This window comes from Streptomyces sp. NPDC048415 (assembly GCF_040651675.1).
Classification (GTDB): Bacteria; Actinomycetota; Actinomycetes; order Streptomycetales; family Streptomycetaceae; genus Streptomyces.
Map to the genome: position 1 here is coordinate 30,401 of NZ_JBEZKJ010000050.1, position 24,603 is coordinate 55,003.

At 70.5% G+C, this 24,603-nt stretch carries 25 protein-coding genes and 2 pseudogenes; 14 read left to right on the top strand and 13 right to left on the bottom strand.

The genetic code is table 11. From position 1 onward, the window contains the following. Positions 1–106: 106 nt before the first annotated feature. Positions 107–1,714, top strand: coding sequence for a hypothetical protein (locus AB0D27_RS27965; RefSeq protein WP_362514332.1), 1,608 nt, complete (start codon positions 107–109; stop codon positions 1,712–1,714). Continuing rightward, positions 1,711–3,648, top strand: coding sequence for a glycogen debranching N-terminal domain-containing protein (locus AB0D27_RS27970; RefSeq protein ID WP_362514258.1), 1,938 nt, complete (start codon positions 1,711–1,713; stop codon positions 3,646–3,648). The genes AB0D27_RS27965 and AB0D27_RS27970 overlap by 4 nt, the downstream gene beginning before the upstream one ends. Positions 3,649–3,711: 63 nt before the next feature. Here the strand turns inward: AB0D27_RS27970 and dusB are convergent, their stop codons facing one another. Further along, positions 3,712–4,866 carry a tRNA dihydrouridine synthase DusB gene (gene dusB, locus AB0D27_RS27975; protein WP_362514261.1) on the bottom strand — a complete coding sequence of 385 codons (1,155 nt, stop codon included), beginning with the start codon at positions 4,864–4,866 and terminating at the stop codon, positions 3,712–3,714. Positions 4,867–5,031: 165 nt separating this feature from the next. Here dusB and AB0D27_RS27980 point away from each other — a divergent pair, with 165 nt between their 5' ends. Continuing rightward, complete coding sequence (locus tag AB0D27_RS27980; protein WP_362514263.1) at positions 5,032–6,477, top strand: MFS transporter; 1,446 nt, start codon at positions 5,032–5,034, stop codon at positions 6,475–6,477. A 67-nt stretch (positions 6,478–6,544) separates the two neighbouring features. Here AB0D27_RS27980 and AB0D27_RS27985 read toward each other — a convergent pair whose 3' ends face one another. Continuing rightward, on the bottom strand, positions 6,545–6,985 hold the full coding sequence (locus AB0D27_RS27985; RefSeq protein ID WP_362514334.1) for an aldo/keto reductase: 441 nt from the start codon (positions 6,983–6,985) through the stop codon (positions 6,545–6,547). On the opposite strand from AB0D27_RS27985, the gene AB0D27_RS27990 reads away from it, so the two are divergent. Then, positions 6,948–7,211 (top strand): hypothetical protein, encoded by a 264-nt coding sequence (locus AB0D27_RS27990; RefSeq protein ID WP_362514346.1) that lies wholly within the window; start codon positions 6,948–6,950, stop codon positions 7,209–7,211. The two genes, AB0D27_RS27985 and AB0D27_RS27990, sit on opposite strands and share 38 nt — an antisense overlap. A gap of 11 nt (positions 7,212–7,222) precedes the next feature. On the opposite strand, the pseudogene AB0D27_RS27995 reads toward AB0D27_RS27990, so the two are convergent. Then, positions 7,223–7,360, bottom strand: a pseudogene (locus AB0D27_RS27995) (aldo/keto reductase); the annotation flags it as partial. Positions 7,361–7,381: 21 nt separating this feature from the next. Continuing rightward, complete coding sequence (locus AB0D27_RS28000; protein ID WP_362514337.1) at positions 7,382–8,296, bottom strand: helix-turn-helix transcriptional regulator; 915 nt, start codon at positions 8,294–8,296, stop codon at positions 7,382–7,384. A 110-nt stretch (positions 8,297–8,406) separates the two neighbouring features. On the opposite strand from AB0D27_RS28000, the gene AB0D27_RS28005 reads away from it, so the two are divergent. After that, positions 8,407–9,837, top strand: coding sequence for an MFS transporter (locus AB0D27_RS28005; protein WP_362514266.1), 1,431 nt, complete (start codon positions 8,407–8,409; stop codon positions 9,835–9,837). Between the two features lie 28 nt (positions 9,838–9,865). On the opposite strand, the gene AB0D27_RS28010 is transcribed toward AB0D27_RS28005, so the two are convergent. Next, positions 9,866–10,324 (bottom strand): hypothetical protein, encoded by a 459-nt coding sequence (locus tag AB0D27_RS28010; RefSeq protein ID WP_362514269.1) that lies wholly within the window; start codon positions 10,322–10,324, stop codon positions 9,866–9,868. Between the two features lie 65 nt (positions 10,325–10,389). Between AB0D27_RS28010 and AB0D27_RS28015 the strand changes: the two genes are divergently transcribed. Together AB0D27_RS28015 and AB0D27_RS28020 are read left to right on the top strand one after the other, a co-directional pair. Then, positions 10,390–10,596: a hypothetical protein gene (locus AB0D27_RS28015; protein ID WP_362514272.1), complete on the top strand. Its 207-nt coding sequence runs from the start codon at positions 10,390–10,392 to the stop codon at positions 10,594–10,596. Between the two features lie 154 nt (positions 10,597–10,750). Next, positions 10,751–11,803, top strand: a pseudogene (locus AB0D27_RS28020) (chitinase). 214 nt (positions 11,804–12,017) lie between these two features. Here AB0D27_RS28020 and AB0D27_RS28025 read toward each other — a convergent pair. Continuing rightward, positions 12,018–13,400, bottom strand: coding sequence for a glycine--tRNA ligase (locus tag AB0D27_RS28025; protein ID WP_362514275.1), 1,383 nt, complete (start codon positions 13,398–13,400; stop codon positions 12,018–12,020). 132 nt (positions 13,401–13,532) lie between these two features. Here AB0D27_RS28025 and AB0D27_RS28030 point away from each other — a divergent pair, with 132 nt between their 5' ends. The 5 genes from AB0D27_RS28030 (at position 13,533) to AB0D27_RS28050 (ending at position 18,844) form a co-directional block, all read left to right on the top strand. Next, the gene (locus tag AB0D27_RS28030) at positions 13,533–14,495 is read left to right on the top strand and encodes a metal ABC transporter substrate-binding protein (protein ID WP_362514278.1); all 963 of its coding nucleotides are present in this window, start codon (positions 13,533–13,535) and stop codon (positions 14,493–14,495) included. 17 nt (positions 14,496–14,512) lie between these two features. After that, complete coding sequence (locus AB0D27_RS28035; RefSeq protein WP_362514281.1) at positions 14,513–15,280, top strand: metal ABC transporter ATP-binding protein; 768 nt, start codon at positions 14,513–14,515, stop codon at positions 15,278–15,280. Further along, entirely contained in the window at positions 15,280–16,176 is an 897-nt protein-coding gene (locus AB0D27_RS28040; protein WP_362514284.1) for a metal ABC transporter permease, read from the top strand. The genes AB0D27_RS28035 and AB0D27_RS28040 overlap by 1 nt, the downstream gene beginning before the upstream one ends. Positions 16,177–16,234: 58 nt before the next feature. Further along, positions 16,235–16,651 carry a transcriptional repressor gene (locus AB0D27_RS28045; protein ID WP_362514287.1) on the top strand — a complete coding sequence of 139 codons (417 nt, stop codon included), beginning with the start codon at positions 16,235–16,237 and terminating at the stop codon, positions 16,649–16,651. Between the two features lie 174 nt (positions 16,652–16,825). Then, positions 16,826–18,844, top strand: a complete 2,019-nt coding sequence (locus tag AB0D27_RS28050; protein WP_362514290.1) for an FAD-dependent oxidoreductase — start codon at positions 16,826–16,828, stop codon at positions 18,842–18,844. A gap of 198 nt (positions 18,845–19,042) precedes the next feature. On the opposite strand, the gene AB0D27_RS28055 is transcribed toward AB0D27_RS28050, so the two are convergent. The 5 genes from AB0D27_RS28055 to AB0D27_RS28075 all read right to left on the bottom strand — a co-directional run bounded on the left by AB0D27_RS28055 (position 19,043) and on the right by AB0D27_RS28075 (position 21,786). After that, entirely contained in the window at positions 19,043–19,591 is a 549-nt protein-coding gene (locus AB0D27_RS28055) for a YcxB family protein (RefSeq protein ID WP_362514293.1), read from the bottom strand. Between the two features lie 70 nt (positions 19,592–19,661). Beyond that, entirely contained in the window at positions 19,662–20,507 is an 846-nt protein-coding gene (locus tag AB0D27_RS28060) for an isoprenyl transferase (protein ID WP_362514296.1), read from the bottom strand. A gap of 26 nt (positions 20,508–20,533) precedes the next feature. Then, on the bottom strand, positions 20,534–21,280 hold the full coding sequence (gene recO / locus AB0D27_RS28065; RefSeq protein WP_362514299.1) for a DNA repair protein RecO: 747 nt from the start codon (positions 21,278–21,280) through the stop codon (positions 20,534–20,536). Between the two features lie 66 nt (positions 21,281–21,346). Continuing rightward, a complete protein-coding gene (locus AB0D27_RS28070; protein WP_362514302.1) occupies positions 21,347–21,562 on the bottom strand; it encodes a hypothetical protein in 216 nt (71 codons plus the stop codon). Continuing rightward, a complete protein-coding gene (locus tag AB0D27_RS28075) occupies positions 21,559–21,786 on the bottom strand; it encodes a hypothetical protein (protein ID WP_362514305.1) in 228 nt (75 codons plus the stop codon). Before AB0D27_RS28075 ends, AB0D27_RS28070 begins: the two co-directional genes overlap by 4 nt. A gap of 116 nt (positions 21,787–21,902) precedes the next feature. Between AB0D27_RS28075 and AB0D27_RS28080 the strand changes: the two genes are divergently transcribed. Continuing rightward, entirely contained in the window at positions 21,903–22,736 is an 834-nt protein-coding gene (locus AB0D27_RS28080) for a helix-turn-helix transcriptional regulator (RefSeq protein WP_362514307.1), read from the top strand. Then, positions 22,718–22,990: a DUF397 domain-containing protein gene (locus AB0D27_RS28085; RefSeq protein WP_362514310.1), complete on the top strand. Its 273-nt coding sequence runs from the start codon at positions 22,718–22,720 to the stop codon at positions 22,988–22,990. Before AB0D27_RS28080 ends, AB0D27_RS28085 begins: the two co-directional genes overlap by 19 nt. A 175-nt stretch (positions 22,991–23,165) precedes the next feature. Here AB0D27_RS28085 and AB0D27_RS28090 read toward each other — a convergent pair whose 3' ends face one another. Further along, a complete protein-coding gene (locus tag AB0D27_RS28090) occupies positions 23,166–23,609 on the bottom strand; it encodes a protein phosphatase (RefSeq protein ID WP_362514312.1) in 444 nt (147 codons plus the stop codon). Between the two features lie 231 nt (positions 23,610–23,840). Continuing rightward, complete coding sequence (locus AB0D27_RS28095) at positions 23,841–24,581, bottom strand: FadR/GntR family transcriptional regulator (RefSeq protein WP_362514340.1); 741 nt, start codon at positions 24,579–24,581, stop codon at positions 23,841–23,843. Between the last annotated feature and the right edge of the window lie 22 nt (positions 24,582–24,603).

A 24,603-nucleotide genomic window follows, 5' to 3' on the forward strand; every position in this document is an offset into this window, starting at 1 on the left:
CTCCGGCACTCCCGTGCACACCCCCGGCCCGCCCCCGACGCCCGGTCCGGGCGAGATCACCCGTTCCGGATCACTTGTATACGATCCCGCCGACCCCACGGTTTCCCTGCGTATCGGTGCAGCCCAGGTGCTGAACGACAACTGGACGGGGACGTCCACGGTGCCCTCGCGCGGTCTGTACCCGCACCAGTGGTCGTGGGACTCCGCGTTCATCGCGATCGGGCTGCGCCATCTGTCGCCCCTGCGGGCACAGACGGAGCTGGAGACGCTGCTCGGCGGACAGTGGGCGGACGGGCGGATCCCGCACATCGTGTTCAACCCCTCCGTACCGCTCGACGCATACTTCCCGAGCCCCGACTTCTGGCGCTCCTCGACCGCCGGGCGCGGCGCGGGCGCACCGCGCACCGTACAGACCTCGGGCATCGTGCAGCCACCGGTGCACGCGCTCGCCGCGTGGCTGGTGCACCAGGCGGACCCGGCCCTGTCGCGCGCCCGCGCCTTCCTCCCCCGGGTCTATCCCCGCCTGGCGGCCTGGCACCGCTATCTCCTGCACCGCCGGGACCTGGGCGGCGGGGACCTCGCGTCCGTGGTCCACCCCTGGGAGCAGGGCATGGACAACAGCCCCTGCTGGGACGCCCCGCTGAGCCGTGTCACCCCCGCCCCGGCCCGCTCCTTCCGCCGCGCCGACCTCGACCACGGCGCCCCCGAGGACCGGCCCACGGACCTCGACTACGGGCGGTACGTGCGCCTCGCCACCGACTACCGGGAGCGCCAGTACGCCGACAGGGGCGGCGAGTTCGCGGTCGAGGACCCCGCGTTCAACGCGCTGCTCATCGCCTCCGAACACGCCCTGGCCCAGATCGCCCGCGAACTGGGGGCCACCGGCACCGCCCGCCAGGCCCGCGCGGAACGCCTCACGGCGGCACTGGTGGACCGGCTCTGGGACCCGGCGGAGGGGATGTTCTTCTGCCGGGACGTGTACGGGGGGAATGTGGGCCGAGGCGGCGAGAGCAGTGCTCTCGAATCGGAGCGGTGCTCGCGGAGCAGTGACCTCGGATCGGAGCGGCGCTCGCGGAGCAGTGCTCTTGGACTGGAGCAGCGCTCGCGGAGCAGTGCTCGCGCGACAGAGCGGCGCTCTCCGAGCGGTGCGCTGATTCCCGAGCGCAGTGTCGCCGGGCTGATCCCGCTCATTCTCCCCGCGCTGCCCCGCGAGATCGCCTCCGCCCTCGTGCGGACCGTGGGCGGCCCGCACTTCGGGCTCGGCGGGGACACCCGGCTCGTGCCGAGCTACGACCTCACCGGGGACGCGTTCGATCCGCACCGGTACTGGCGGGGGCCGGCCTGGTTCAACACCAACTGGCTGCTGGAGCGCGGGCTGCGGCTGCACGGGGAGCACGCCCGCGCGGACGGGCTGCGGGCCTCACTGCTCGACACGGCCGGGGAGTCCCGGTTCGCGGAGTACGTGGACCCGTACACCGGCGAGGCCTGCGGAGCACTCGGCTTCAGCTGGACGGCCGCGCTGACGCTGGATCTGCTGCACGGCCCCTCGGGGGCGGACCAGGCGGACCGGATCGTGTCCCACCCGGGGCACTTCGCGTTCGACAAGGCACACAGCGCAACGGGACACAGCACAACGGGACACCGCACAACGGCACGCAGTGCGGCGGCACACAGCGCATTCGAGACGGGCGCCAAGGGAGGGGACCGGGGATGACGGAGCGGCATCATCTGCTCGTGCACGGTGGGACGTTCGCCGCCGTGGGCGACGGCGGGGACATCAGCGGTGTGCGGGGCGGCAGCTCCCCGGACGGGTTATTCGTACGGGACGCCCGGCACCTCAGCCGCTGGCAGCTGACGGTCGACGGCGCGGTGCCCGAGGCGCTCACGCCGGTCGCGGACGGCGACACGGCGCGCTGTGTGCTGGTGCCGCGCGGCGGCCGCACCGAGCCGCCCGGGTACACGCTCTTCCGCGAACAGGCGGTCGCCGAGGGCGGGTTCGTCGAGGCGCTGCGGGTCACCAGCAACTGTCCCACGCCCACCACGGTCCGCATCGCGGTCACCGCGGACGCCGACTTCACGGATCAGTTCGAGCTGCGCTCCGACTACCGTACGTACGCCAAGACGGGCGTGGTCCGACAGCGTCAAGTCCTCCCCGACGGCGTGGAGTTCACCTACCGGCGCGGCGAGTGGCGGTCCTGTACGACGGTCACCTCCGAGCCCGCACCGGACGCCGTCGAGGAGACGGGCACGGGCGCGCGTCGCCTCGTATGGACCCTCGATCTGGCACCGCACGGTTCGGCGGAGCTGTCGCTGCGGGTCGCGGCGCGTCCGCACGGCGCGGCACACGAGCCCCGCGTACCGCTCTCCCCCGCCGCCGCCAATGAGCAACTCCTCGCTTTGGAGGGAGAGTTCGCGGAGGGCGTGCCCTTCCCGACGGGCTGGCCGGAGCTGGCCGCGGCCTGCGCGCGGGGCCTGTCGGACCTGGCGGTGCTGCAGGTCCCGGCGACGGGCCCGGACGGCGAGGAGCTGCGCGTCCCCGCGGCCGGAGTCCCCTGGTTCCTCACGCTCCTGGGCCGCGACGCGCTGCTGACCTCCCTCTTCGCGCTCCCCTACCGCCCCCGGCTCGCCGCCGCCACGCTGCCGGCGCTCGCCGCGACCCAGGCGACGGAGACGGGCGCCGGGGCGGTGGCCCAGCCCGGCAAGATCGTGCACGAGGTGCGGCACGGCGAGCTGGCGCACTTCGGACAGGTGCCGTACGGGCGTTACTACGGTTCGGTGGACGCGACACCGTTGTTCCTGGTGCTGCTCGGCGCGTACACGGAACAGACCGGTGATGTGACCCTGGCCCGCCGTCTGGAGGCCAACGCCCGCGCGGCGATCGGCTGGATGCTGGACCACGGCGGGCTGACCTCGCGCGGCTATCTCGTCTACCGCGCGGACGGCGGCGGCCTCGCCAACCAGAACTGGAAGGACTCCCCCGGCGCGATCTGCTGCTCCGACGGCAGCCGTCCCAGCGGCCCGGTGATGGCGGCGGGCGCGCAGGGGTACGCGTACGACGCCCTGCGCCGCACGGCGCACCTGGCCCGCACGGTCTGGGACGACGAGGTCTACGCGGCTCTCCTCGAACAGGCCGCCGGTGATCTGCGCGACCGCTTCCAGCGGGACTTCTGGATGGCCGAACACGCCTTCCCCGCGCTGGCGTTGGACGGTGACGGCCGGCATGTCGACGCCCTCGCCTCCGACGCGGGCCACCTGCTGTGGTCGGGTCTGCTCGACAAGGAGTACGGCGAGCTGGTCGGCCGCCGTCTTCTCGAGCCGGACTTCTTCTCCGGCTGGGGCGTGCGGACGCTGGCCGCGGACCAGCCGGCGTATCACCCGCTGTCGTACCACCGCGGTTCGGTGTGGCCGCATGACAACGCGCTGATCACGCTGGGGCTCGCGCGCTACGGGCTGCACGATGAGGCCCGTACGGTCGCGCACGCGCTGGTCGACGCGGCCACGGCCGCCGGGCATCGCCTCCCCGAGGTGCTCGCGGGATACGGGCGCGACACCCATGGCGAGCCGGTTCCTTATCCGCATGCGTGCGTGCGGGAGTCTCGCTCTGCGGCGGCACCGTTGGCTCTGCTCACCGCTGTGGGGGGTGCTTGACCTCGCCGGGGCCGGCGTCGGGGTGGTTCAGCGAGCCCGGCGCCTGCGGGGTCCCGCTGGGCCCTAGCCCCCCGACGTGTCCAGTTCCGCGTCCTCGCTCACGCCCGCGCAGTCGTACGGGTCCTTCAGCCAACCGTCCGGCAGGACGACCCTGTTGTTGCCGGAGGTACGGCCGCGGGGTCCGTCGGCGCCGAGGGGCCACGGCTGGTCGAGGTCCAACTCGGCCAAGCCGTCGGCGAGTTCAGCGAGGGACGACGTGATCGCGAGGCGCTTGCGCATCTCGGAGCCGACCGCGAAGCCCTTCAGGTACCAGGCGACGTGCTTGCGGAAGTCGATGACACCGCGCGCCTCGTCGCCGATCCACTCACCGAGCAGGGTGGCATGGCGGACCATGACGGCCGCGACCTCGCGGAGCGTCGGGCGGGCGTAGGTGTCCGTACGGCCCTCGAAGGCGGCCACCAGGTCGGCGAAGAGCCACGGACGGCCGAGGCAGCCGCGCCCGACCACGACCCCGTCGCACCCGGTCTCCCGAACCATCCGCAGCGCGTCCTCGGCCGACCAGATGTCTCCGTTGCCGAGGACGGGGATCTCCGGCACATGGTCCTTCAGGCGCGCGATGGCGTCCCAGTCCGCCGTGCCGCCGTAGTGCTGGGCGGCGGTACGGCCGTGCAGGGCGATCGCCGTCACGCCCTCCTCGACCGCGATCCGGCCGGCGTCGAGAAAGGTGATGTGGTCGTCGTCGATGCCCTTGCGCATCTTCATGGTGACGGGGAGGTCACCGGCGCCGCTGACGGCCTCGCGGAGGATCGCCCGCAGCAGGTGGCGCTTGTACGGGAGGGCGGAGCCACCGCCCTTGCGGGTCACCTTCGGGACCGGGCAGCCGAAGTTCAGGTCGATGTGGTCGGCGAGGTTCTCCTCCGCGATCATGCGGACGGCCTTGCCGACGGTCGCCGGGTCGACGCCGTACAGCTGGATCGAGCGCGGCTGCTCGCTCGCGTCGAAGTGGATCAGCTGCATGGTCTTCTCGTTGCGCTCGACCAGCGCCCGCGTGGTGATCATCTCGCTGACGAACAGGCCCTTGCCACCGCTGAACTCGCGGCACAGCGTGCGGAACGGCGCGTTCGTGATCCCGGCCATCGGGGCGAGGACGACGGGCGGCTGCACCGTGTGGGGGCCGATCGACAGCGGGGACGCGGGAGCGAGGACGGTCGTGGACATTCCCCCATTGTCGCGTACGCCGGCGTGTGCCCGTACGGCCCCTGTGTCACGTACGGCCCCCGTGTCACCACGGCCATGCCACGGGCCCCTTCCGGAGTGTGAGACAAAAGATCGTGTAACAGTCATTAGTTAGCCGCACTATTGAAGGCGGCGTACATTGGAACAATGCCCGAGCTCAGCCACCGACACCGCATGCTGGTGCTCGCGATCTGCTGTATGAGTCTGCTGATCGTGAGCCTCGACAACACGGTTCTCAACGTCGCCCTGCCCTCGATGCAGAAGGACCTGCACGCGAGTGTGGCGGGCCTGCAGTGGACGATCGACGCGTACACGCTGGTACTGGCCTCGCTGCTGATGCTCGCGGGCTCGACCGCCGACCGCATCGGGCGGCGCAAGGTCTTCATGGCGGGCCTGGTCCTGTTCACGATCGGCTCGGTCCTGTGCTCCCTCGCCCCGAACCTCACCTCGCTCGTCGCCTTCCGCATGGTGCAGGCGGTCGGCGGTTCGATGCTGAACCCGGTGGCGATGTCGATCATCACCAACACGTTCACGCACCCGCGCGAGCGCGCCCGCGCGATCGGCGCGTGGGGTGGTGTGGTCGGCATATCCATGGCCGCCGGGCCGCTGGTCGGGGGGCTTCTCGTGGACTCGGTCGGCTGGCGGTCGATCTTCTGGATCAACCTCCCGGTCGGCGTCGCGGCGCTCCTGCTCACCCTGCGCTACGTCCCCGAGTCCCGCGCACCCAAGGCCCGCCGACCCGACCCGATCGGCCAGTTCCTGGTCATCGCGCTGCTCGGCTCACTGACGTACGCGATCATCGAGGCGCCCAGCTCCAGCGCCCCGAAGACCCTCGCCTTCGGCGGGGTCGCCCTCGCCGCGCTGCTGGGCCTGCTGTGGTACGAGCCCCGGCGCGCCGAACCCCTCATCGACCTGCGCTTCTTCCGCTCGGCTCCGTTCAGCGGGGCCACGGTCATCGCCGTCAGCGCTTTCGCGGCGCTCAGCGGCTTCCTGTTCCTGTCGACGCTGTATCTGCAGAACGTGCGCGGTCTGGACGCGCTGCACGCGGGCCTGTGGATGCTGCCGATGGCGGCGATGTGCTTCGTGTGCGCGCCGGCGTCGGGACGGCTGGTCGGCAACCGGGGGCCGCGGCTGTCCCTGCTGATCGCGGGCGTCGCGACGACCGCGAGCGGGGTGCTGTTCGCCGCCTTCGAGGCCGAGACGTCGAACGTCACGCTCGTCATCGGGTACGTCCTCTTCGGCATCGGATTCGGCTTCGTGAACGCCCCCATCACCAACACCGCCGTATCCGGCATGCCTCGCACCCAGGCCGGTGTCGCCGCCGCCATCGCCTCCACCAGCCGCCAGATCGGCGGCACCCTCGGAGTCGCCGTGGTCGGCGCGGTCCTGGCCTCCGGGGTGCGGGCCTCGGCCTACAAGGACACCTTCGTCTCCGCCTCCCGCCCCGGTTGGTGGATCATCGCCGGATGCGGCTTCGCGGTCCTGATCCTGGGCGCCCTGACCAGCGGACACTGGGCACGCAAGACGGCCGAGCGCACGGCCGAGCGCCTGGAGTCGACGGAGATACGGGAAGCCGCGGGCGTAGGGGCTTGATCCTGCCGACCTCGGCGGCCGTACGGGCCTGACGAGCCGGCCGGCCCAGGCGGGCGTACGCGTCTGATCAGCCGCCGGTCACGGTGAGCTGGTCCAGTGCCGCGACGGCCTGCGGGGGCAGGCGGACGCTTCCCGCCGCGAGGTTCTCGGCCAGATGAGCCGCGCCGGCCGTTCCCGGGATGAGCGGTGTGCCGTCGTACCGCGCCGGCAGCCAGGCGAGTGCGACCTGCACCGCGGTCGCCGCGAGATCGCCGGCGACGGCGAGGACGGTGGGGTCGTCGGTCGCCTTGCGCCGCCCCGGGAACGCCGAACCGAGCGGGAAGAACGGCACCCACGCGATGCCGTGCTCGCGGCACAGGTCGAGCACCGGCTCGGCGGACCGGTCGAGGACGCCGTAGGCGTTCTGGACGCAGGCGACACCTACGGGCACCGCCTGTCGGAGCTGTTCGGCGGAGACGTTGCTGAGCCCGATGCCGCCGACCTTGCCCGTGTCCCGCAGCGCGGTCAGTTCGGCGAGCTGGCTGTCGAGATCGACCCTGGTCGCCCTCGGCGATCAGGCCGGGCGGAGCGTCGAGGCGCCGCAGGTTGACCGCGTCGAGCCGCTCGACTCCGAGGGCCGTGAGGTTGGCCTCGACCTGGGCGCGCAGCTGCTTGGGCCGTTGCGCGGGGACGAGCGCGCCCCGCGTGTCCCGGTCGGCGCCCACCTTGGTGACGAGGACGAGGTCGTCGGGTAGGGGGCGAGGGCCTCGCGGATGAGGCCGTTGCAGGTGCCGGTGCCGTAGAACTGCGCGGTGTCGAGGTGGTTGACGCCGTCCTGGACCGCTTGGCGCAGTACCGCGAGAGCCTCGTCCCGCCGGGCCCCCGCCGCCCGCTCCAACTGCATCACACCGAACCCGCCCCAGGCCTAGGCGGCCTCCGCCTCGGCTTCGGCGGTCAGGGCGAAGGCGTGCAGCTGCTCGAGTCGTTCGCGGGACTCCTCGTCGGCGGGGGCGTACGTCACCATGCGGGCGCCCACGTCGGGGGTCAGCCACAGATCGGTGTGGTCGAGGGTGAGCAGGCCGACGTAGGCGTTGAGGAACTGCTTGGTCTTGCTGCGGGCGCCGACCACCTCGTACCGCTCCCAGGCCTCGCGGAATTCCTCCGATTCCGCCGTCAGCCGCTTGATCAGCATCTTCCAGGCGGGCTCGCCGAGGTGTCCGGCCATCGAGGCGCGCAGCTTGGCGGCCATCAGGCGCATGGTCTCCTCCAGGAGCACGATCGAGCGGCGCCATTCGTCGTTGGTGTAGACGAGGATCATGCAGTTGCGGTCCTGGGGCGGTACGGCGTCGAGGTTGCCCATCAGACGGCCGTAGGTGCGGTTGTACGCGAGGATGTCGTACCGGCTGTTCTGGATGCAGGCCGGGACGGGCTCCAGCTGGGCCAGCATCTGGCGCAGCGCCGGCGTGATGGTGGGGCAGGTCGCGGCGGGCGAGGGGTCGACGGCCCCGGCCAGCTGGAAGAGGTGGGCGCGCTCGCTCGAGTCGAGCAGCAGCGTGCGGGCGAGGGCGTCGAGGACCTGCTCGGAGACCTGGATGTCACGGGCCTGTTCGAGCCAGGTGTACCAGGTGACGCCCACGGCGGAGAGCTGCGCGACCTCCTCGCGGCGCAGTCCCGGGGTGCGCCGGCGGCGGCCACGCGGCAGTCCGACCTGCTCCGGCGGGATCCGTTCGCGGCGGCTGCGCAGGAAGGCGGCGAGTTCGTGCCGCCGGATCTCGCTGCCGCGCGAGGCGGGTAGGTCCTGGGCGTAGGGGGCATGGCCCGTGGTCGTCTCCCGCACCATCGTCGTCATGCCTCCAGCCTGCCGCTCTCCGGAACCTGTTTCCAGGTACTGGTTCTACCAGGATAGTAAGACTCTGGTACCAGCCTGAGGTCAGGAGAAGGCTGGACGACGTGACCGATACCGGAACCATCACGACCCCTGTCCGCTCCTCCGCCGCCCCACCCGTGCTCGGCGGCCTCGGACTCTTCACCGTGCTGCTCGGTGCGGCACTGCCTCTCATCGACTTCTTCATCGTCAACGTAGCCCTGCCGACCATCGGCCATGACCTGAACGCGAGCGAGGCCGTCCTCGAACTGGTCGTCGCCGGCTACGGAGTCGCGTACGCCGTTCTCCTCGTGCTGGGCGGACGCCTCGGCGACCTCTTCGGCCGGCGTCGGTTCTTCCTCGGCGGCATGGCGGCCTTCGGCCTGACCTCGCTGGCGTGCGGGCTCGCCCCCACCGCCTGGACGCTGGTGGCGGCGCGCGTCGCGCAGGGCGCGGCGTCCGCGGCGATGCTGCCGCAGGTCCTCGCCACCATCCAGTCGGCGACCGCCGGGCCGCGCCGCGCCAGGGCCATGGGCCTGTACGGCGCGACGGCCGGCCTGTCCATGGTGGCCGGGCAGATCCTCGGCGGCGTCCTGGTCGCCGCGGACATCGCGGGCACCGGCTGGCGCTCGGTGTTCCTCGTGAACGTGCCCGTCGTCATCCTCGGCCTGATCCTGGCCGCGCGTGCCGTCCCGGAGACGCGCTCCCATCACCCGGAGCCGATCGACGCCCCCGGCACGGTGCTGCTCGCGATCTCCCTGCTGGCCCTGCTGGCCCCGCTCACGGAGGGCAGGGCGGCGGGCTGGCCGCTGTGGACGTGGCTGTCGCTGGCCCTGTTCCCCCTCGCGGCGGCGGCGTTCTACTTCGTCGAACGCAGGGAGGACCGCCGCGGCCGTACGCCCCTGGTCCCGCCGAGCCTCTTCGCACTGACGTCGCTGCGCCGGGGTCTGGTGATGATCGTGCCGTTCTCGATCGGCTTCAGCGGGTTCATGTTCGTGATCGCGGTGGCGTTGCAGCGGGGCGCGGGCCTGGGCCCGGTGCCCGCGGGCATGGCCCTCGCGCCGATGGCGGTCGCCTTCTTCGCCGTCTCTCTCTGCGGTCCCCGGCTGGTCGCCCGGTACGGCACTCGGGTCGTCACGTTCGGCGGGCTGATCCAGGCGGTGGGCGTGGCCCTGCTGGTGGTGATCGCGTGGCGGTCCTGGCCGGACGTGGGCGTGTGGGAACTGCTGCCCGGCGCGGCGGTGGCGGGCGCGGGCCAGGCTCTCCAGCTCCCCGTCATCTTCCGGATCATCCTCTCCGAGGTCCAGCCCGCCCGGGCCGGCGTCGGCAGCGGCGTCATGATCACCACTCAGCAGGCCGCCCTGGCCCTCGGCGTCGCCACCCTGGGCTCCCTGTTCCTGGCCCTGGTCCCGGGCCACGGCATGCGGGACGCGCTCGTGGTGACACTGCTCGTCCAGCTCGCGGGCGTGGCCCTCACAACGGCGCTGAGCCTGCGCCTGCCACGCACGATCAGTTAGCCCGCTCGTGGGACACCAACTCCCATACTCACGCGGGGACTTCATGGGCGAATCGCGCGAGGGTGGACGCGTCGTCGGAGGCGAGCAGACAGGCGCTCGCTCCCTGCGTGAGGGTCGGTTCGGCGAGTTGACCGGCCGGGGCGAGTCCGGTCAGGTTGGAGCGGCGGCGGATCGACCGCGGGTCACGACCCGCGGCGGCCGCCGCCTCGTCCACGATCCGCTGCCCCGACGCGAGTTCGGCCGGGGGCACCCGGGTCGCGCTGGGCAGCCGGCCGTCGGCGACCCGCCCGATCAGCCGCCTCGACACGAGCCGGCCGACGGTGGCACGCCCGACCAGCCGCCTCGACGCGCCGACGGGGACGGAGCGCGAGACGCTGATCGGTCCGATGCGACGGATCGTGAGGGCGGACGACGCGGAGCAGGGCGCCCGACCCTCACATCCGGGAGCCCAACTCGCCGCCGAAGAATCCCCGTTGATCTTCGCCATGCTGCACACTCCTTGCTGCGCAAACTCCTTGCCGCACAAGCGGAGCGGTAACACCTGGAGGTGTCATGCTGCAGATCAACACGAGCAAGGTAAGCCGCTGGGACCAGCACGGCCGCGAACACGTCGTCCATGTACAGCGGGCAGGCGTACAGCGCACGATCAGATGCGACACCTGCGGCTGGCGCAAGGGCGCGCAGTTCCTGCCGTGGCTGAAGGCGGAGGAACACCTGGCGGAGGCGCACCAGGCGACGGTGGACCCGACGGCCGCGTAGGCAGGGCGGCGACCGGCTTCCACCGAGCGCCTGGTCCTCGGCCTCCGCTCGCAGCCCTCACCCTCCCTTTGGTCCAGACCTATTGACGAAAGGTCTGGACCGCGCGACTGTCATGTCTACGACACCTCACCGCACCCCCACCGGGAGGCTTCGCATGATCCGTCGCAAGCTGCGCCTGCTCGCCGTCGCGCTGACGGCAGCCGTCCTCGCCCCACTGGCCATCGCCGGCGCCCCCAGCGCCTCCGCCGCCGACACCTGCGCCGTGAAGTCCCGCCCGTCCGGGAAGGTTCTCCAGGGGTACTGGGAGAACTGGGACGGCTCGTCCAACGGCGTGCATCCGCCCTTCGGGTGGACGCCGATCACCGACTCCCGTATCCCCGCGCACGGCTACAACGTGATCAACGCGGCGTTCCCCGTCATCCGCTCGGACGGCACCGCGCTGTGGCAGGACGGCATGGACACGGGCGTGAAGGTCGCGACCCCCGCCGAGATGTGCGCGGCCTAGGCGTCCGGGCGGACCATCCTGCTGTCCATCGGCGGCGCGGCGGCCGGAATCGACCTCAGTTCGTCCACCGTCGCCGACCGCTTCGTCTCGACGATCGTGCCGATCCTGAAGAAGTACAACTTCGACGGCATCGACATCGACATCGAGACGGGCCTCGTCGGCAGCGGAAATATCGCCCAACTCTCCACTTCGCAGGCCAACTTGGTCCGCATCATCGACGGAGTGCTGGCACAGATGCCGTCCAACTTCGGGCTCACCATGGCACCGGAGACCGCGTACGTCACGGGCGGCAGCATCACGTACGGCTCGATCTGGGGCGCGTATCTGCCGATCATCAAGAAGTACGCGGACAACGGCCGGCTGTGGTGGCTGAACATGCAGTACTACAACGGCAGCATGTACGGCTGCTCCGGCGACTCCTACTCCGCGGGAACCGTCCAGGGCTTCACCGCCCAGACCGACTGTCTCAACAAGGGCCTGGTCGTGCAGGGTACGACGATCAAGGTGCCGTACGACAAGCAGGTGCCAGGCCTCCCGGCACAGTCGGGGGCCGGCGGCGGCTATATGTCACCGAGTCTCGTCTCCCAGGCCTGGCAGCACTACGGCACGAGCCTCAAGGGCCTGATGACCTGGTCGATCAACTGGGACGGCTCGAAGAACTGGACGTTCGGCGACAACGTCAAAGCACTGCAGGGACGTTGAGCAGCACCAACAACCGTTGCCAGGCTCGCGACGCCTCGATCACGTGGGTATGCGGGCCGGCGGCGCCCCGGCGTCGGCCAGGGTCCTGACCCGGATCAGGTCGACCAGGGCCTGGCGTCGTAGCGGCGGTAGCCGGAGACGTCGCGTTCGGGGGATGCGCTGAGCCCCCGGTTCCCATGAGGGGAATCGGGGGCTCAGTGCACGAAAACCGAGGTCAGCAGCCGATGAGACGCGCGGCCAGGTACCCCTCGATCTGGTCCAGCGACACGCGCTCCTGCTTCATCGAGTCGCGCTCGCGCACGGTGACCGCGTTGTCGTCGAGCGTGTCGAAGTCGACCGTCACGCAGAACGGCGTGCCGATCTCGTCCTGGCGGCGGTAGCGGCGGCCGATGGCGCCGGCGTCGTCGAACTCGATGTTCCAGTGCTGGCGCAGGGCGGTGGCCAGTCCCTTGGCCTTGGGCGACAGCTCCGGGTTCCTCGAAAGGGGAAGCACCGCGACCTTGACCGGCGAAAGGCGCGGGTCGAGGCGCAGCACCGTGCGCTTCTCCATCTTGCCCTTGGCGTTGGGGGCCTCGTCCTCGACGTAGGCGTCGAGGAGGAAGGCCAGCATCGCGCGGCCGACACCGGCGGCGGGCTCGATGACGTACGGAGTCCAGCGCTCGCCGGCCTCCTGGTCGAAGTAGGAGAGGTCCTGGCCGGAGGCCTTGGAGTGGGCCGTGAGGTCGTAGTCGGTGCGGTTGGCGACGCCCTCGAGCTCACCCCACTCGTTGCCGCCGAACTGGAAGCGGTACTCGATGTCGGCGGTGCGCTTGGAGTAGTGGGAGAGCTTCTCGGCCGGGTGCTCGTACCAGCGCATGTTCTCCTCGCGCAGGCCCAGGCCGGTGTACCAGTTCCAGCGCTCCTGCATCCAGTACTCCTGCCACTTCTCGTCCTCGCCCGGCTTGACGAAGAACTCCATCTCCATCTGCTCGAACTCGCGGGTGCGGAAGATGAAGTTGCCGGGCGTGATCTCGTTGCGGAAGGACTTGCCCATCTGCCCGATGCCGAACGGCGGCTTGCGGCGCGAGGTGGTCTGCACCTGGGCGAAGTTGGTGAAGATGCCCTGCGCGGTCTCGGGGCGCAGGTAGGCGACGGAGCCGCTGTCCTGCGTGGGGCCGAGGTGCGTGGAGAGCAGGCCCGAGAACTGCTTGGGCTCGGTGAACTGGCCCTTGTTGCCGCAGTTGGGGCAGTTGATGTCCGCGAGGCCGTTCTCCGGGAGGCGGTGGTGCTTCGCCTCGTAGGCCTCCTCCAGGTGGTCGGCGCGGTAGCGCTTGTGGCAGGAGGTGCACTCGGTGAGCGGGTCGGAGAAGGTGGCGACGTGGCCGGAGGCGACCCAGACCTCGGTGGCCAGGATCACCGACGAGTCGAGACCGACGACGTCTTCACGGGAGGTGACCATGTAGCGCCACCACTGGCGCTTGATGTTCTCCTTGAGCTCGACGCCGAGCGGGCCGTAGTCCCAGGCGGCCTTCTGTCCTCCGTAGATCTCACTACAGGGGAAAACGAAGCCACGGCGCTTGCTCAGGCTGACGATGGTGTCGATCTTGTCGGCGGCCACGGTGCTCTCTTCATTACGAACGGACGGCAGCGAATGCTTCAGGTTACCGGCGCGGCCCACCCATGTATCAAATCGGTTGGGCTCCCAAACCTTAGTTGACAACCGTTTCCATTTTTGTTGAAAATGACTGTCATGAACGTACGACGACGCCTCATATCCGGGTCCGCGGTCGCGGCGGCCACCGCCCTCGGTCTCGGCACCCTCTCCGCCTGCTCGGACTCGTCCGCGGCCGACAGCAAGAGCAGCGGGAAGCTCGACGTGGTGGCGTCGTTCTACCCCATGCAGTATCTCGCCGAGCAGATCGGCGGGCCGCATGTGAACGTCACGAATCTGACCCAGCCCGGCCAGGAGCCGCACGACCTGGAGATCAGCGCCAAGCAGACCGCGCAGCTCCAGGAGGCGGACATCGTCGTCTACCTCAAGAACCTGCAGCCGGCCGTCGACGACGCCGTGGCGCAGTCCCAGGTCAAGGCCAAGATCGACGCCGCGTCGCTGACCACGCTGGAGAAGCACGGCAACGAGGTCGGCGGGCACGCGGCGGCGCACGACTCCTCCCAGGGCTCCGAGACCGGCGGCACCGACCCGCACATCTGGCTCGACCCGGTGCGCTACGCCGAGGTCGCGAACGGCGTCGGCAAGGCCCTGGAGAAGGCCGACCCGAAGCACGCGGCCGACTACAAGAAGAACACCGAAACCCTGGTCAAGAAGCTGGACGGCCTCAACACCCAGTACAAGGACGGGCTGGCGCACACCAAAACCAAGGTCTTCATCACCACCCACGCCGCCTTCGGCTACCTCGCCGAGACCTACGGCCTCACCGAGGAGGCCATCAACGGCCTGGACCCGGAGTCGGAGCCCAGCGCGAACCGCGTCAAGGCGCTTGAGAAGATGGCGAAGGCCGACGGTGTCACAACGGTGTTCTACGAGACGCTCGTGAGCGACAAGACGGCCAAGACCATCGCCGCGGACGCCAGCCTGAAGACCGACGTCCTCGACCCGATCGAGGGCATCACCGACAAGTCCAGGGGCAGCGACTACCTGCAGGTCATGGAGTCGAACCTGAAGGCGCTCCAGAAGGCTCTCGGCACCAAGTGATCACCGTGGAGGATCCCGTGAGCGAGCCCGTCATATCCCTGCGCGGCGTGACCGCCGAGCTGGGCTCGCGCCCGGTCCTGCGCGGAATCGACCTCACCGTGCAGCGCGGTGAGGTCGTCGCGCTGCTCGGCGCCAACGGCTCGGGCAAGTCGACCGCCGTGCGCGCGGTCATCGGCCAGGTACCGGTCAGCGGCGGCGAGATCGAGATCTTCGGCACCCCGCGGCGCCGCTTCCGCGACTGGAAGCGGGTGGGGTACGTCCCCCAGCGCACGACCGCGGCCGGCGGCGTGCCCGCGACGGTGAACGAGATCGTGGCGTCGGGCCGGCTCTCCCGCTCCCGCTTCGGGGTCCTCGGCAAGACCGACCGTGCGGCCGTACGGCGTGCCCTGGAGCTCGTCGGGATGGCGGACCGCGCCAAGGACTCCGTGAACGCCCTCTCCGGCGGCCAGCACCAGCGCGTCCTGATAGCCCGCGCCCTCGCCTCGGAACCCGAGCTGCTGATCATGGACGAGCCGATGGCGGGCGTCGACCTCGCCAGCCAGGAGATCCTCGCCGCCACCCTGCGCGAACAGGTCGCCCAGGGCGCCTCCGTCCTGCTCGTCCTGCACGAGCTGGGCCCCCTGGAGCCGCTGATCGACCGCGCGGTCGTCCTGCGCGACGGCTGCGTGCTGCACGACGGTCCGCCCCCGCAGGCGGTCGGCCAGCACGCGCTGCCCGGCCACGACCACGTACACCCGCACGCGGCTCACGACGCCGAACCGATCCGGACGGGACTGCTGAGCTGATGGACATCCTCAATTACGCCTTCATGCAGCGGGCCCTGCTCGCCGCCGTGCTCGTGGGCATCACCGCGCCCGCCGTCGGGATCTACCTCGTGCAGCGCCGCCAGGCCCTCATGGGCGACGGAATCGGCCATGTGGCGATGACGGGGGTCGGCCTCGGCTTCCTGCTGTCCACCTCGCCGGTGTGGATGGCGACCGCCGTGTCCGTCCTCGGCGCCGTCCTCATGGAGCTGATCCGCTGGTACGGCAAGACGCGCGGCGACATCGCCCTGGCGATGCTCTTCTACGGCGGTATGGCGGGCGGCGTGATGCTGATCAACCTCGCGCCCGGCGGAAGCAACGCCAACCTGATGTCGTACCTCTTCGGCTCGCTCTCCACGGTCTCGCAGGAGGACGTGACGGCGATCTGTCTGCTGGCGGCCTTCGTCGTCCTCGTCACCCTCGGCCTGCGGCGGCAGCTGTTCGCGGTGAGCCAGGACGAGGAGTTCGCGCGAGTGACCGGGCTGCCGGTACGCGCCCTGAACCTGCTCACCGCCGTCACCGCGGCGGTCACGGTGACCGTGGCCATGCGGGTCGTCGGACTGCTGCTGGTGTCTGCCCTGATGGTGGTCCCGGTCGCGGCCGCGCAGCAGCTCAGCCGGAGCTTCGCCGCCACCTTCGCCATCGCGGTGGCGATCGGGGTGAGCGTGACCATCAGCGGCACGGTGACCTCGTACTACCAGGACGTGCCGCCCGGCGCGACCATCGTGCTGCTGGCCATCGGCGTGTTCATCCTGCTCACGGCGCTGGCGACGCCACTGGCGCGGCGCAGGACCCGGGCCGCCGCGCAGGAGGCCGGGGATCCCGTCGAGTGCGCGATTCCGGCCACGCGCGGCCCCGGGACAAAGGTCGGCGCCTGACCGCGCACAGCCCGGACTGGCACAATGGCCGGGCAAGGTCAGACGCGAGGAGGCAACGGTGACAACCGCTGGATCGACCGTACGGGGCCGTTCCACCCGGCAGCGGGCCGCCGTGGCGGCGGCGCTCGACGAGGTGGACGAGTTCCGCAGTGCGCAGGAGCTCCACGACATGCTCAAGCACAAAGGCGACTCGGTCGGGCTCACCACGGTCTACCGCACGCTGCAGTCCCTCGCCGACGCGGGCGAGGTCGACGTCCTGCGCACCACCGAGGGCGAGTCCGTCTACCGCCGCTGCTCCACCGGCGAGCACCACCACCACCTCGTCTGCCGCGTCTGCGGCAAGGCCGTCGAGGTCGAGGGCCCGGCCGTCGAGACGTGGGCGGAGGCGATCGCGGCGGAGCACGGCTTCGTCAACGTGGCGCACACGGTGGAGATCTTCGGTACGTGCGCGGAGTGCGCGGCGGCGAAGAGCTGAGTCCCTAAACCTCCGGTAGGGGGTCGTGTGGTGGTGCGCCGCGGAGGTGCCGGAGCGCCGCGCCCGCTCAGGCGCTGATCACCACCACGACCGCGCCCCGTCACGCTTACACGATCAGGTGGTCGGCGTTGATCGGCCTATCGGGGAAGGGCCGGAGCGCCTTATCCAGGACGTATGGATGATCTCCGTACGTCCTCGTCCCCAACGCATCATCGGTCCTTCTCCCGGCGGCAGTTCACGACCGCCGCGGGTACGACCGCGACCGCCGCCGCACTCGGTCTGACCGCGACCGATGCCGCCGCCGCGCCCGCCGCTCCCCCTCTCGCGCCCTGCCCGCCCAGATCCACCGCCGACTGGAAGACGTGCCTCGCGGTCGCCCGTGCCCTCCTGGTGGTCGACAACGCCGACCACCCGCTGGTGCCCGGGTACAAGAAGATCCTCGACTCCGGCTTACCGCGAGTCCGCAACAAGACCGGCAAGAAGGTCCTCGTGGTCGGCGCGGGGCCGGCCGGTCTCGTGGCCGCCTGGCTGCTGAAGCGGGCCGGACACCACGTGACGCTGCTGGAGGCCAACGGCAACCGGGTCGGCGGCCGCATCAAGACGTTCCGCACCGGCGGCCACGAGCAGGCGGCGCAGCCGTTCGCCGATCCCCGGCAGTACGCGGAGGCCGGGGCCATGCGGATCCCCGGCAGCCATCCCCTGGTGATGAGCCTGATCGACGGTCTCGGCGTCAAGCGACGGCCCTTCTACCTCGTCGACGTCGACGGCGAGGGTAAACCGGTCAACCACGCCTGGTTGCACGTCAACGGCATCCGCGTACGCCGCTCCGACTACGCGAGGTCTCCGCGCAGGATCAACCGGTCCTTCGGCGTGCCCCGCAAGCACTGGGACACGCCCTCTTCGACGATCCTGCGCCGGGCCCTGGACCCCGTACGCGACGAGTTCAGCACGGCGGGCGCCGACGGCAAGCGGGTCGACAAACCGATGCCCGAGCGGGTTCGGGGCTGGGCCCGGGTGATCCAGAAGTACGGCGACTGGTCGATGTACCGGTTCCTGACCGAGGAGGCCGGCTTCGACGAGCGCACCCTCGACCTCGTCGGCACCCTGGAGAACCTCACCTCACGACTGCCCCTGTCCTTTGTGCACAGCTTCATCAGCCAGTCGCTGATCAGCCCGGACACCGCGTTCTGGGAGCTGGTGGGCGGCACCGCGACGCTCCCGGACGCGCTGCTGGGCAAGGTGCGCGACGTACTGCGCCCGGACCGGCGCGCGACCCACATCGAGTACTGGGACCCGGCCCGGCACGGCACCGACGACACCTCACACGTCCACGCCGGCGGCCCGCACGTGTGGATCGACACGGTCTCCGAGGGGCGCGACGGCAAGGTGGTGCGCGAGCAGTTCACCGGCGACCTCGCGATCGTCACCGTGCCGTTCTCCGGGCTGCGGCAGGTTCAGGTCAGCCCGCTCATGTCGTACGGCAAGCGCCGGGCCGTCGCCGAGCTGCACTACGACAGCGCGACCAAGGTGCTGCTCGAATTCAGCCGCCGCTGGTGGGAATTCACCGAGGCCGACTGGAAACGGGAGCTCGACGCGGTACGCCCCGGCCTGTACGAGGAGTACCGCGCGGGCAAGGCACCCGACGACGGAAGCCTGCTGGGCGTGCACCCCTCGGTCCCACCGGGCCACATCACCCCCGGCCAGCGCGTCCACTACGCGGCCAACCGCTGGGCCACCCGGAATCAGCCCGAGGCGGCGCACATCGTCGGCGGAGGCTCCGTCTCCGACAACTCCAACCGCTTCATGATCAACCCGTCCCACCCGGTTGCCGGCAGCAAGGGCGGAGTCGTCCTCGCCTCCTACAGCTGGGCCGACGACGCCTCACGCTGGGACTCCCTCGACGAGGACGCCCGCTATCCGCACGCCCTGCGGGGCCTCCAACAGGTCTACGGGCAACGCATCGAGGTCTTCTACACAGGCGCCGGGCGCACCCAGAGCTGGCTGCGTGACCCGTACGCGTACGGCGAGGCGTCCGTGCTGCTCCCCGGCCAGCACACGGAACTCCTCGCCGCGATCCGGGCGCCGGAAGGGCCTCTCCGGTTCGCCGGGGACCATACGTCGGTGAAGCCGTCGTGGATCGAGGGGGCGGTGGAGTCGGGGGTCCGGGCGGCGCTGGAGGTGCACCAGATGTGAGCGCGGAGGCACCGGTCTCACTCCGTGCGGCCGGTGCCCCGCCGTGGGCCGGTCGCCACTCCGTGCGGCCGGTGCCCCGCCGTCGGCCGGTCGGCACTCCGTACGGCCGGTGCCCCGCCGTCGGCCGGTCGGCACCCCGTGCGGCCGGTGCGCCGCAGTGGGCCGGTCGGCCGGGCCGTGATCATGACGCCCGGCGGGTCACACCCGGGAGATGTTGCGGTCGAGGATCGTCCGCAGCCTTTCCACGTCCGCCGGGGCGGCCACGGCGCGCTTGGGCAGCACGGTGAAGGCGATGGCGTTCTTGTCGGGGCTGAACATGACGAAGACATCCGCCGTCTCCCGGTAGCGGGACTGGGCGGCCCAGTTGACCGACGCCGTGGTGTTGTCGCTGGTCACCGTCACCCCGCTCTCCGTCACGGTCACGCGGAAGGTGCCCATGCGCTCCGCGAAACGGTGGAACTGGCGGGCCTGGAGCCAGGGCGTGAGCAGGATCAGGAGGCCGTAGACGAACATCCCGACGAACAGGGGGAACGGCGCCGCCTCACCTCCGGCCAGATGGGCCGCCATCTGCAGGGCGAACAGGACGGCGAAGCAGCCAAGTATCCAGAACTGTCTTCGGCTCGCCTGGCTGACGCCTCTGCGCGCTCTGAACGCCGACGCGAAGTCCCCGACGGTCGGCCGGTACTCCAGCCCGACCGTGTCCGCTCCCTGCAACTCCTGCTGCCCCGCACCCTGGTCCTCGACCACGGCCCCTCCCCAGTTCAGTGGTGATGAGCCGTGATCGTAGCGGCAGGGGGTGACAGCGCCGCGGCCGCGGTTACGACCCGTCGCCCCTCATGGCCTGCTCCATCGCGAGGAGCTCCTCGTTGGGAACCGCCCCGCCGAAGCGGCGGTCGCGGGAGGCGTACTCGACACAGGCGCGCCACAGATCACGCCGGTCGAAGTCGGGCCACAGCACGTCCTGGAAGACCATCTCGGCGTAACTCGACTGCCAGAGCAGGTAGTTGGAAGTGCGCTGCTCGCCGCTGGGCCGGAGGAAAAGGTCGACGTCCGGCATGTCCGGGTAGTACAGGTACTTCTGGATGGTCTTCTCGGAGACCTTGTCGGGGTCGAGCTTGCCGGCGGCGACGTCGGCGGCCATGGCCTTCGCCGCGTCCGCGAGCTCGGCCCGCCCGCCGTAGTTGACGCAGAAGTACAAGGTCATCGCGTCGTTCTTCGTGGTCTGCTCCTGGGCGACCTGGAGCTCCTGGACGACGGACTTCCACAGCTTGGGCATGCGGCCGACCCAGCGGATCCGGATCCCCAGCTCGTCCATCTCATCGCGCCGGCGCCGGATGACGTCCCGGTTGAAGTTCATCAGGAAGCGGACCTCTTCCGGGGACCGCTTCCAGTTCTCCGTCGAGAAGGCGTACAGGGAGAGGTTCTTCACGCCCATCTCGATGCAGCCCTTGAGGACGTCCATGACGACGCCCTCGCCGACCCGGTGCCCCTCGGTGCGCGGCAGCCCGCGCTCCTTGGCCCACCGGCCGTTCCCGTCCATGACGACCGCCACATGGTTGGGGATCAGCTCGCCGGGGAGTTTGGGCGCGCGGGCACCGGACGGGTGCGGTTCCGGCGTCTTGTACTCGCGGCGCTGGCGGCCCAGGATCCCGCGTACGACCATGTGCTTCTCGTCTCCCTCTTACTTGCTTACTTCTCTACGTAACGAAGGGAACGCAGTCCGCGTTCCAGATGCCAGTGCAGATAGGCGGACACCAGCCCGCTGCCCTCCCGGACGTGCCGCGGCTCGCACGCGTCCGCGGTCTCCCAGTCTCCCGTGAGCAGCGCGCCGAGGAGTTCGAGGGCCTGAGGCGAGGGTACGACGCTGCCGGGCACCCGGCAGTCGACGCAGACGGAACCTCCCGCGGCGACCGAGAAGAACCGATTCGGTCCCGGCATCCCGCACTTCGCGCAGGCGCTGAAGCTGGGCGCGTAGCCGTTCACGGCGAGGGAGCGCAGCAGGAAGGCGTCGAGCACGAGATGCGGCTCGTGCTCACCGCGGGCGAGGGTGCGGAGCCCGCCGACCAGCAGCAGATACTGCTGTACGGCGGGCTCCCCCTCGTGATCGGTGAACCGCTCGGCGGTCTCCAGCATGGCCGTCCCGGCGGTGTACCGGGCGTAGTCGGTGACGATTCCGCCACCGTACGGAGAGATCGTCTCGCTCTGCGTGCACAGCGGCAGTCCGCGCCCGATCAGCTCGCTCCCGCGCGCGAAGAACTGCACGTCCACATGCGAGAAGGGCTCCAGCCGCGCCCCGAACTTGGACTTGGTCCGCCGGACACCGCGCGCTACGGCCCGTACCCGCCCGTGACTGCGCGTGAGCAAGGTGATGATCCGGTCCGCCTCACCCAGCTTCTGGGTGCGCAGCACGATGCCGTCGTCGCGGAACAGACTCATGGGGTCCATTCTCGCCTACGACGGCCGCGCCCCGGCCCGGATGGGCTCCTTTGGGCCGGGCCCCCTTCAAGGGACCTCGCCGCGGCTGCGTGCGTTGGCGTACGCCGTCGCCGCGCTGAGCCGCTCCGCCGCGGTCGCTCGCCGGACGGCGTCCGGGTCGCAGTCCCACTCCTTGCCGCCGCCGAGCGCCCTGAGCTGTACGTAGGGCCCCTCGTGCCCCATGACCATGCCGACCTTTCCCGTGCGGGTGTCCACGGCGTACGAGCCGATCGGCGGCTTCATCGCAGGGCCGCCGCGAGCCGGGCGGCGACCTCGACGGAACAGCCGCCCAATTGCACCAGCGGACAGGGTGCCTCGCGCGCCAAAGTCGCCGGGTCGATCCGCAGTGACGGCAACGTAATTCCGGCGTGGGCGAGCGCCGTCCGCAAATCCTTCACGGTTTCCTCCGCCTCTTCGACGCAGTGCGCCGAGTGTCGTCCCCCGAGTGGTGCGTGTTCTTCCTTCACCCTGCTCCCCTGTCCTTTTGAGTTTCACGCTTTGCGTCTCCAGCGTGACGCTCCGCACCTACACTCGGCAGGAGTCTGTCCTCTACAAGTGCGGCGCAGCGAAAGGGGGTTGGCCTGTGGCCAACGGTTCGCGGCAGGCGGCGTGGGAGTTCTTCGGGGCTGAGCTGAAACGCCGCCGGGAGGAGGCGGGTTTCACTCAGGTGGAGTTAGGGGCACGCGTTTTCGTCTCCGGGGGTTACATCGGCCAGTTCGAACAGGCCATTCGGAAACCGCAGTTGGATGTGGCGCAACGGATCGACTCGCTCTTACAAAGCGGAGGCTTTTTCGAGCGGATGTGGCGCAAGCTGATCGATGACACACGGTACGCGGATTATTTCGCGGAGGTGGTGGAGCTTGAGCGGACGGCAACGAAGATTGCCGAGTTCGCGCCTACGCTTGTGCCGGGGCTTCTGCAGACGGCCGCGTACACGCGGGCAGTGACGCTGGCGAGCAACCCGTTTGCCACCGACGCCCACATCGACGAGAAGGTAGCGGCTCGCATGGAGCGGGCTCAGATCCTGGACGGCGCTACACGGCCCGTGTATTGGGTGATCCTGCACGAGCAGGTGCTGCGGATTCCGGTCGGTAGCGAAGCCTTGATGACTTACCAGCTGGACCACATCGCGGAGCTGGTGCGACAGAAGAAGATGCTGGTACAGGTGCTGCCGACGTCGGCAGGGGCGTACCCCCTCATGGGCCGTATGGTCCGGCTCTTCGAGTTCGAGGACGCTCCTCCAACTGCCTATACAGAGGCTGTGTATTCGGGGAACCTGCTCGACGATCCGGCCCTAGTGAAGCGCGTACACGGGGCATACGATCTGCTCAGGGCCGCCGCGCTGTCGCCGGAGGCGTCCCTGGCCCTGATCGAATCGGCGGCGGAGGACCACAGACGATGCGCGAGTACGACCTGAGCACGGCTCAGTGGCGCAAGAGCACCTACAGCGACGACAACGGCGGCGACTGCGTTGAGGTCGCGTACGACTTCGTAGGCGCCGCCCGCTGGCGCAAGAGCACCTACAGCAACGGCGAGGGCGGCGACTGCGTCGAGGTAGCCCAAGGGATCCCCGGCGTCGTCCCCGTCCGCGACAGCAAGGTCCCGGACGGCCCCGTTCTGCTGGTCAACCCCCTCGCCTGGACGGCGTTCGTCGGCGCCGTGACGGAGTAACCGCGCCGCCCGCAACACAGGCGAACTCCGGGAAGCCGTGGCCACCCTCCTGAAGGTCCTGGCCGCGACCAGTACCGATCCCCGGATCCAGGCCTACCGGCGCGCGATCGAGCACTACGCGGAGGATCTCGACGCGTAGGCGGTTGCGCGTCGCTCACGCCCGCGCCGCCCGTCCCTAGGTCCGGCAGAAGCGGCGTACATACCCGCGCTGCCACGGCGTCTCCACCGCGTGGCGGTCGTAGTGGCGGCGTACATACGCCACCGCCTCCTCCGGCGGAACTCCGTCGAGGACGGCGAGGCAGGCCAGGGCCGTGCCGGTGCGGCCCCGGCCGCCGCCGCAGGCGATCTCGACGCGGTCGGCGGCCGCTCGTTTCCAGGCCTCGGTGAGTACCGTGCGGGCCTGGTCGCGGTCGGCGGGGAGGCGGAAGTCCGGCCAGCGCAACCAGTAGGCCCCCCAGGGGACTTCGGGGGGCTTGCTGCCGAGGAGATACACGGCGTACGTCGGTGCCGGGGCGTCGGGCGGGAGCGGTCGGCGCAGGGCGCGGCCCCGTACCAGCCGGCCGGAGGGCAGGCGCAGCACCCCCGCGCCGGTCGGGTTCCAGGTCTCGGTGTCGGCCATGGGGCCAGGGTAGGGCGGGCTCGGGGTCCTCCCGCGGGTGTGCCGGTGTGCGGGCCCCGGGGGCACGCGGCGAAGTCGCTGATGAATACAGCGCCCCCTCCGCCCCTACCCTCCCCACTCTCGGCTTCGCTCGAGCGGGGGGGGGACCTCCGCCGTACCTGGGGGCTCCGCCCCCAGACCCCCCTGTCGCGCTTCGCGCTCGTCCTCAAACGCCGGACAGGCTAGGAGCGCTCAGCTCACCCCTCGCGCCCCCTGAGCCGCCCGTGCCTCGATCCCGCGGAAGTGGTCGGCCATCGCCCGTTGCGCGCCCTCGACGTCTCGTGCCCGCAGTGCGGTGAGGATGTCGCGGTGGCGGCGGGCCGTCACCTCGGGGGTGGTGTCCTCGGTCCAGCCGCGGACGGCGGCGACGCGGCGGAAGACGGTCCAGAAGGCGCCGAGGAGCTGGGGCACGAGCGGGTTGCCGAGGGAGGCGTACAGCAACTCGTGGAACTCGCTGTCGAGTTCGGGGAAGGAGCGGCTGTCGCGGCCCGCCGCCTCCATCTCCGTGACGACGGATTCGAGGCGGTCGAGTTCCGTCTCGGAGAGCGTGGCCGCGACCCGGCTGATCAGCCCTTCCTCCAGGACCTCGCGGACCTGGAGGATCTCCGCCAGCGCGCCGGTCGGGTCGTCCGGGCGGGCGAGCGTGCGGAAGGTGAGGCCGTCGACCAGCGGCGTCATCGAGACCTCGCCGACGTAGGTGCCGTAACCGTGTCTGATCTCGACTATGTCGAGCGCCTGCAGGGCCTTGAGGGCCTCGCGGACGGAGTTGCGGCTCACGCCGAGGTCGGTCATCAGCTCGGTCTCGGTGGGCAGCGGCGCACCGGCCGGGAGTTTGCGGTCGAGGATCAGCTGCATGACCTCGCGCTGGATCTGGCTGCTCACCCGGCGCTCGGGCCTACGCCGGTTCCCGGTCTCCTCAGACATGCGCCGCATCGTACGCTCGCTGGACATCCGA

Excerpts from the sequence above, each read along its gene's own strand:
- AB0D27_RS28000 (WP_362514337.1), bottom strand. The coding sequence starts at position 8,296 with ATGGTGCGGGAGACGACCACGGGCCATGCCCCCTACGCCCAGGACCTA.
- AB0D27_RS28095 (WP_362514340.1), bottom strand. The coding sequence starts at position 24,581 with ATGCGGCGCATGTCTGAGGAGACCGGGAACCGGCGTAGGCCCGAGCGC.
- AB0D27_RS28010 (WP_362514269.1), bottom strand. The coding sequence starts at position 10,324 with ATGGCGAAGATCAACGGGGATTCTTCGGCGGCGAGTTGGGCTCCCGGA.
- AB0D27_RS27980 (WP_362514263.1), top strand. The coding sequence starts at position 5,032 with ATGCCCGAGCTCAGCCACCGACACCGCATGCTGGTGCTCGCGATCTGC.
- AB0D27_RS28015 (WP_362514272.1), top strand. The coding sequence starts at position 10,390 with ATGCTGCAGATCAACACGAGCAAGGTAAGCCGCTGGGACCAGCACGGC.
- AB0D27_RS28050 (WP_362514290.1), top strand. The coding sequence starts at position 16,826 with ATGGATGATCTCCGTACGTCCTCGTCCCCAACGCATCATCGGTCCTTC.
- AB0D27_RS28085 (WP_362514310.1), top strand. The coding sequence starts at position 22,718 with ATGCGCGAGTACGACCTGAGCACGGCTCAGTGGCGCAAGAGCACCTAC.
- dusB (WP_362514261.1), bottom strand. The coding sequence starts at position 4,866 with ATGTCCACGACCGTCCTCGCTCCCGCGTCCCCGCTGTCGATCGGCCCC.
- AB0D27_RS28090 (WP_362514312.1), bottom strand. The coding sequence starts at position 23,609 with ATGGCCGACACCGAGACCTGGAACCCGACCGGCGCGGGGGTGCTGCGC.
- AB0D27_RS27990 (WP_362514346.1), top strand. The coding sequence starts at position 6,948 with ATGCCGCCGACCTTGCCCGTGTCCCGCAGCGCGGTCAGTTCGGCGAGC.
- AB0D27_RS28070 (WP_362514302.1), bottom strand. The coding sequence starts at position 21,562 with ATGAAGCCGCCGATCGGCTCGTACGCCGTGGACACCCGCACGGGAAAG.
- AB0D27_RS28040 (WP_362514284.1), top strand. The coding sequence starts at position 15,280 with ATGGACATCCTCAATTACGCCTTCATGCAGCGGGCCCTGCTCGCCGCC.
- AB0D27_RS27970 (WP_362514258.1), top strand. The coding sequence starts at position 1,711 with ATGACGGAGCGGCATCATCTGCTCGTGCACGGTGGGACGTTCGCCGCC.
- AB0D27_RS28060 (WP_362514296.1), bottom strand. The coding sequence starts at position 20,507 with ATGGTCGTACGCGGGATCCTGGGCCGCCAGCGCCGCGAGTACAAGACG.
- recO (WP_362514299.1), bottom strand. The coding sequence starts at position 21,280 with ATGAGTCTGTTCCGCGACGACGGCATCGTGCTGCGCACCCAGAAGCTG.
- AB0D27_RS28030 (WP_362514278.1), top strand. The coding sequence starts at position 13,533 with ATGAACGTACGACGACGCCTCATATCCGGGTCCGCGGTCGCGGCGGCC.